The following is a 5,539-nucleotide window of genomic DNA, read 5'->3' as shown; positions in this document are numbered from 1 at the left end:
GCGACACATATCCCGTATAGGAGACATGCGGTTGTTGCCCCGCTTGCTGCGGGTAACTCTCAGGCCGCGCCTGATGGTGATGAGAGCAATCGACCGGTGGTCCGATCGTAACTGTGCTATTGATCGGCGTTAGCGCCTGCGTTATCTGCGCTTGATCTAAGCAGTACGTATGAGCGAGCATATTTCTCGGCACCAGCCTGAGGAAGTCGGATACCGCGATGAATTCCGGTACTGGCGCATCGAAGATTGCGAGCAGATGCGTATCGTCTTCGGTAGCCATTTCCCAGTGAAACCACCCCTGTGGAATATTAGCGACCTGGCCGGGCGTAATATTGAAGTTAAGCACCATTTTGGTGAACGGATTCAGAATTGACACGACCGCTGCGCCTCGAATGCAATAGACCAGCTCAGATGCGTTCTGATGAACATGCGGTTCGACCACATTTCCTTTGGATAAATAGATGTCGAGCAGTGAGACGTTGCCCAGCGTATTCAACTGCTGAATACCTAGAGCATTTATGAAATTGTTCGCATCCTTAGTGAATGTACGATTATTCTTCAGATCGTAGAAATATTGTACGTTTGGAGAAGTAAAATCCATATAGGATACAGCCATACGCTCAGCCTCCCGATTGTAATATCATCTTTACTAAGCGTATTCCACGGTATCTACCCCCATGACTAATGCACTTCATTCCGGGTCAACTTTCATTACATATAGCAAATCCATCCCAAAAATAACATCAAAACCGGCTTGTTCGCATGCTTTTCCAATTTTTGAATACATTTAAATATTCGATAAACAGGAGGACACAAGTCATGTCACAACATGGGCAATCGTTCATGAGAGGTACGCTGGTTTTGTCTGTCGCTGCTTTCATCAACCGTATCCTCGGTTTTATCAGTGGTATGTATATCGCTCGCGTTCTGGGCGCCGAGGGAATTGGCATCTTGATGATGGCACATCCACTAGTCCCGCTCGTCATTACGATTACGGAGCTTGGATTGCCGGTAGCCATTTCAAAGTTAGTCGCAGAGGCCCACGCACGTGGTGAACGGATGAAGGTAAGGCGCATTCTTCATGTATCACTCGCTGTCACGGGGTTCTTGAGCATAGCGCTCACAACCATAACGCTGCTTGGTTCTGAGTGGCTCGCATCCATTCTGCTAAGCGACCAACGCGCTTATTTCGCGATGCTCGCCATAACGCCGATCGCGCCGATTGTTGCTGTCTCCGCCGTTTTAAAAGGGTATTTCCGCGGCGTCCAGCAGATGAAGACTATCGCCGCTTCCGATGTGCTTGAGCATACGGTTCAAATCGCCTGCGTTCTTGCGCTGGTACATCTATTGCTGCCATATGGCGTCGCTTATGCGGCTGCTGGAGCAATGGCTGCTTCAGTCATTAGCGAAGCGATCAGCCTTCTCTTCCTGGTGACAAGCTACAAGCTATTCGGCGAATCGAAGATGCCGGGTGAGACTTGGGTCAGCCACCTGAAACAAGGTAGAAGCACGCTTGGCGAGCTGCTGCAGATTGGTCTTCCGACCACTGGTCACGGCATTATTCATTCGTTATACAGCACCTTCCAGCCGCTTCTTATCACAACAAGCCTGGCACTCGCCGGCGTCGGCACGGCGCTTGCCACAAAACAATTCGGCATGCTTGCCGGTTATGCGTTTCCGCTGCTGTTCATGCCAAGCTTTATCACGCAGTCCCTGTCCACCGCACTCATTCCTGCGATCGGCGAGGCCGCCGCGAACAAGAACAGTCTGCTCATTCATGAACGAATGAATCAAGCTCTGAACTTGGGGCTTCTAATTGGCGCCCCAGCAACTGTTATCTTGTACGAGTGGGCAACTCCATTAACGACACTCGTCTATAATGCACCAGAAGCAGGATTGCTTCTCAAAATACTGGCGCCAATGTTTTTCCTGCATTATTTCGATGCCCCGCTTCATGCGATTCTGCTCGGGCTCGGTCGCGCGCAAGCTACGCTGTGGAATTATGTCGTATGCACAGGTACATTGAATTGGAAAAGCTCGCGTCACCGATTTTCGATTCCCTGGTAAACGAAAAGAGACCCTCAGCAACGGCTGGGGGTCTCTTTTTCAAACAATTAACTTTGATAGCTAGCTGCTGTGTTTTTATCGCCAACTTTAACCGTAACATCCTTCGTTTGGCCATCACGTGAGATCGTTACTTTCAGCTCATCACCCACAGACGCGGCTTGCACAGCTTTTGTAATGTCCTCCGTGCTTGAAGAGGCTGTACCGTTTACACTTAAAATAACGTCGTATTGACGAATACCCGCCTCAAAAGCTGGTGTCCCATGCTCCACTTCAGCAACTACGGCACCTTTTGTGCTGTTGATTTTTAAATCCGATAGCATATCCTCCGTAATATTTTGCAGCGCTACACCGATGTAGGGTGCTGGCTCTTTGGGAATCGTTTCGTTATTTTTCAGCTTATCTACAACAGAACTGAATGTGCTTGCGGGAATGGCAAAACCAATCCCTTGCGCTTCAGAGTTAACAGCTGTATTGATACCGATAACTTCACCATTCAAATTCAAAAGCGGGCCGCCGGAGTTCCCTGGATTGATCGCAGTATCCGTTTGAAGTAAATGCTTGTAGTTTCGTGTACCCTCGGTATCATCGATGCTGATCGTACGCTCTTTGGCGCTTAAAACGCCAGTAGTTACGGAATAATCGAAGTCATACGGGTTCCCGATTGCAACTAGCCAATCCCCTACTTGCGTGTTGTCGGAGTCACCAATTTTCAAAGCAGGAAAAGCTTGATCTCCTTGAATTTGAAGAACAGCCAAGTCTAGATCATAACTGCTTCCAAGAAGTTTGGCCGTAAAAGGTGTATCATAACCTTGTACGTAGACGCTAATTTCGTCCGCGCCATCAATCACATGTTGATTCGTTAAAATATAACCATTGGAGTCGAAAATAAAGCCCGATCCAATCCCATTTTCAATAGTATCCCCGCTTTGGGTGCCTTGTTGAAATGCATTTCTTCTATTTTGTCCAGTATTCGTCTGTTTTACTTTCGTCTCAATTTTGACAATGGCTGGACTCGCGACTTTTACAATGGATGATACGCTATTCGCCCCTGTAGGTGATAATGACGCCGTCTGGACATTAGCTGCCGCCGAGTTAGCAGCTGCAGCGACGTTTGATTGAACGGACCCAGCATCATACCCGAATAAATTCAGCTTATCCGAGGTGAACATTAAACCACCAATAACGACCGCGCCAGCCATAAAAGCTGCAAACATAGATTTAAATTTGGTGTTTCTCGCTTTGTATTTAACCTTTATATCGTTTACGTTGATCATTTCTTTCTTATCTTTCAGATCTTCATTCATGCGATTACCACCTTTCGAGTGCCATTTATTTGTTTACTGCTTATAGTTGAAGTATAGGGCCCTAACCTGAAATGTTACTTAAGCTGGGCTGATAGGCATATGAAAGTTAACTGAAAGTATGCTGAACGCTAGACAATGCTCGGACTATGCCCCGCTTCTCAACTGGCATATCATGATGAATTCGGGAGAAGACTATGAACCTCTGTTTCCATCCTAGTTAATAAAGGAACTTACATGTAAATCTCGAATATCTAAGCTAATCGGATAGTTGCAGATTTGATGACAGAGAGGAGTTAGATACGATGATCAAAGGTTTCGGAGGCATATTTTGGAGAACTAAAAATCTTGAGGCTACAAAAAAATGGTACAGTGACGTGTTGAAGATTGAAATAGGAGATTGGAATGGGACTATGATAAAATCCGATCCCGGGAATGAGACTATCTTTTCTTTCTTTACCGAGGATGATAGTTATTTCCCAACAGAACAACAAGTGATGTTAAATTTCGAAGTCCATGATCTGGACGACACGATTAAACATCTTGAACAAATTGGTGTACCTCTTGCAAAAAATAAAGAGGTCGGCGACTATGGAAAGTTTGTTTGGATTAAAGACCCCGAAGGTCGACTGATCGAGCTCTGGGAGAAATAATCAAAAAGCCTCTAGAACGCACTTGTTAAGTGCTTCTAGAGGCTTTTTGGCTTCATACAATTTAAGCTACTCCACGCGAGCTTCTTCTTACCAGAATGAAGTAAGCGAACATCGCTGCGGCGCTCGTCATTAAAATAATGACGCCTAGCGGTACAGCAGTATGTTCACCCGCGATACCGACCAGCGGTGAGACAACAGCTCCGAGCAAAAAGGGAATGACACCAAGCAGTGCAGCAGCACTTCCCGCCATATGTCCTTGGGTCTCCATGGCAAGAGGGAATGCAGCTGTTGACGTAATGCCGATTGCCGCTACGAAGAAAAACAGCGGAATTACTAATGCGAACAGTGGTCCATGAACGATGGCCACCACTAAGACTGTTACGCTTGCTATAATGGCAAGCCATAGTCCGAATAGCAGAAAGGCGTGTTCGGATACGCGGTGCGACATCCGCCCCACCACTTGGGAGCCGATGATTAAGCTAATGCCGTTCGATCCGAACAAAAGGGCGAATACGGTAGGTGAAGCACCGTAAATATTTTGATAGATAAAAGGTGTTCCCGACACATAAGCGAACACACCCGCAATCATAATACCCTGTGCCAGCATATAGCCGACAAACTGGCGATCTCGCAGAAGCGATCCGTAGTTCCTCAACTGTTCCATGAAATTGCTAGGTCTGCGACGATCGGATGGCAAGCTCTCTTGAAGTTTCCATTTTGTCATCATCAACAGGTACAATCCTAGCAACGCCAATGCGATGAATACACCAACCCAAGTCGTGAAAGATAGAATCCCGCTACCCGTAACCGGTGCCACGAGCGGCCCCAAATTACCGACAAGTAGCAGCAAGGAGAAAAACTTCGTAAGCTCGTGACCACTGTACAGATCGCGGGCAATTGCCCGGGAAATGACAATACCCGCCGAAGCTGCAAAACCCTGCACGAACCTGAATGCGATCAACACTCCAATGTTGGGTGAGAACGCACAAGCTAACGAAGCGATAACATATACGACCATAGAGATAAGCAACGGGTTGCGTCTACCATAGACGTCACTCAGTGAACCCATAACGAGTTGGCCGATGCCCAGACCGAGTAAACAAGCAGTCAGACTAAGCTGGACAAGTGAAGCCGTTGTCCCGAATTGCTTCACAATCTCCGGGAACGCGGGTAAGTACATATCAATAGTAAAAGGCCCGAGTGTTGAAAATAAACCGAGCAGCAGTGCTAATCTAAACACATGCTGATTGTTCTTGCTGGTCATAATAAAGATGATCTCCTATTCTTCATTCCATATCGACTCACTTATAGAGAATCTGATGTCCATCCTAACACAAATTTGCAAATATCGACAACAAAAGTTTAGCACCTTACATATTTACGTTTGAAACCGAGTCTTCCTTTTTCCGCTTCCTTTTGGATTCGTTCGGAAGCTATGAGGAAGCTGCTTTTCTTTTTATCACGTTGGACTTCTACCGGACCAACGGCCTTAGCAATTTCAACTGCCTTGTCATGAAG

The 5,539-nt window shown here is 46.7% G+C and carries 5 protein-coding genes and 1 pseudogene; 2 read left to right on the top strand and 4 right to left on the bottom strand.

The window, feature by feature from the left end:
- A partial coding sequence (locus tag AC1DUA_RS29090; RefSeq protein ID WP_477503072.1) for a cupin domain-containing protein occupies window positions 1-616 on the bottom strand: 616 nt, incomplete at its 3' end.
- A gap of 203 nt (window positions 617-819) precedes the next feature.
- On the opposite strand from AC1DUA_RS29090, the gene spoVB reads away from it, so the two are divergent.
- Window positions 820-2,067, top strand: coding sequence for a stage V sporulation protein B (gene spoVB, locus AC1DUA_RS29085; RefSeq protein WP_477503071.1), 1,248 nt, complete (start codon window positions 820-822; stop codon window positions 2,065-2,067).
- 47 nt (window positions 2,068-2,114) lie between these two features.
- Here spoVB and AC1DUA_RS29080 read toward each other — a convergent pair whose 3' ends face one another.
- On the bottom strand, window positions 2,115-3,371 hold the full coding sequence (locus AC1DUA_RS29080) for a S1C family serine protease (protein WP_477503070.1): 1,257 nt from the start codon (window positions 3,369-3,371) through the stop codon (window positions 2,115-2,117).
- A gap of 302 nt (window positions 3,372-3,673) precedes the next feature.
- Between AC1DUA_RS29080 and AC1DUA_RS29075 the strand changes: the two genes are divergently transcribed.
- Window positions 3,674-4,021 (top strand): VOC family protein, encoded by a 348-nt coding sequence (locus AC1DUA_RS29075; RefSeq protein WP_477503069.1) that lies wholly within the window; start codon window positions 3,674-3,676, stop codon window positions 4,019-4,021.
- Between the two features lie 61 nt (window positions 4,022-4,082).
- Here AC1DUA_RS29075 and AC1DUA_RS29070 read toward each other — a convergent pair whose 3' ends face one another.
- Window positions 4,083-5,285: a multidrug effflux MFS transporter gene (locus AC1DUA_RS29070; protein ID WP_477503068.1), complete on the bottom strand. Its 1,203-nt coding sequence runs from the start codon at window positions 5,283-5,285 to the stop codon at window positions 4,083-4,085.
- A 98-nt stretch (window positions 5,286-5,383) separates the two neighbouring features.
- Window positions 5,384-5,539, bottom strand: a pseudogene (locus AC1DUA_RS29065) (DNA alkylation repair protein); the annotation flags it as partial.

The sequence above is a fragment of the Paenibacillus sp. 01T422 genome (assembly GCF_056398785.1).
Note: the sequence above shows the minus strand (reverse complement) of the source record. Positions and strands in the feature narration are given on the sequence as shown.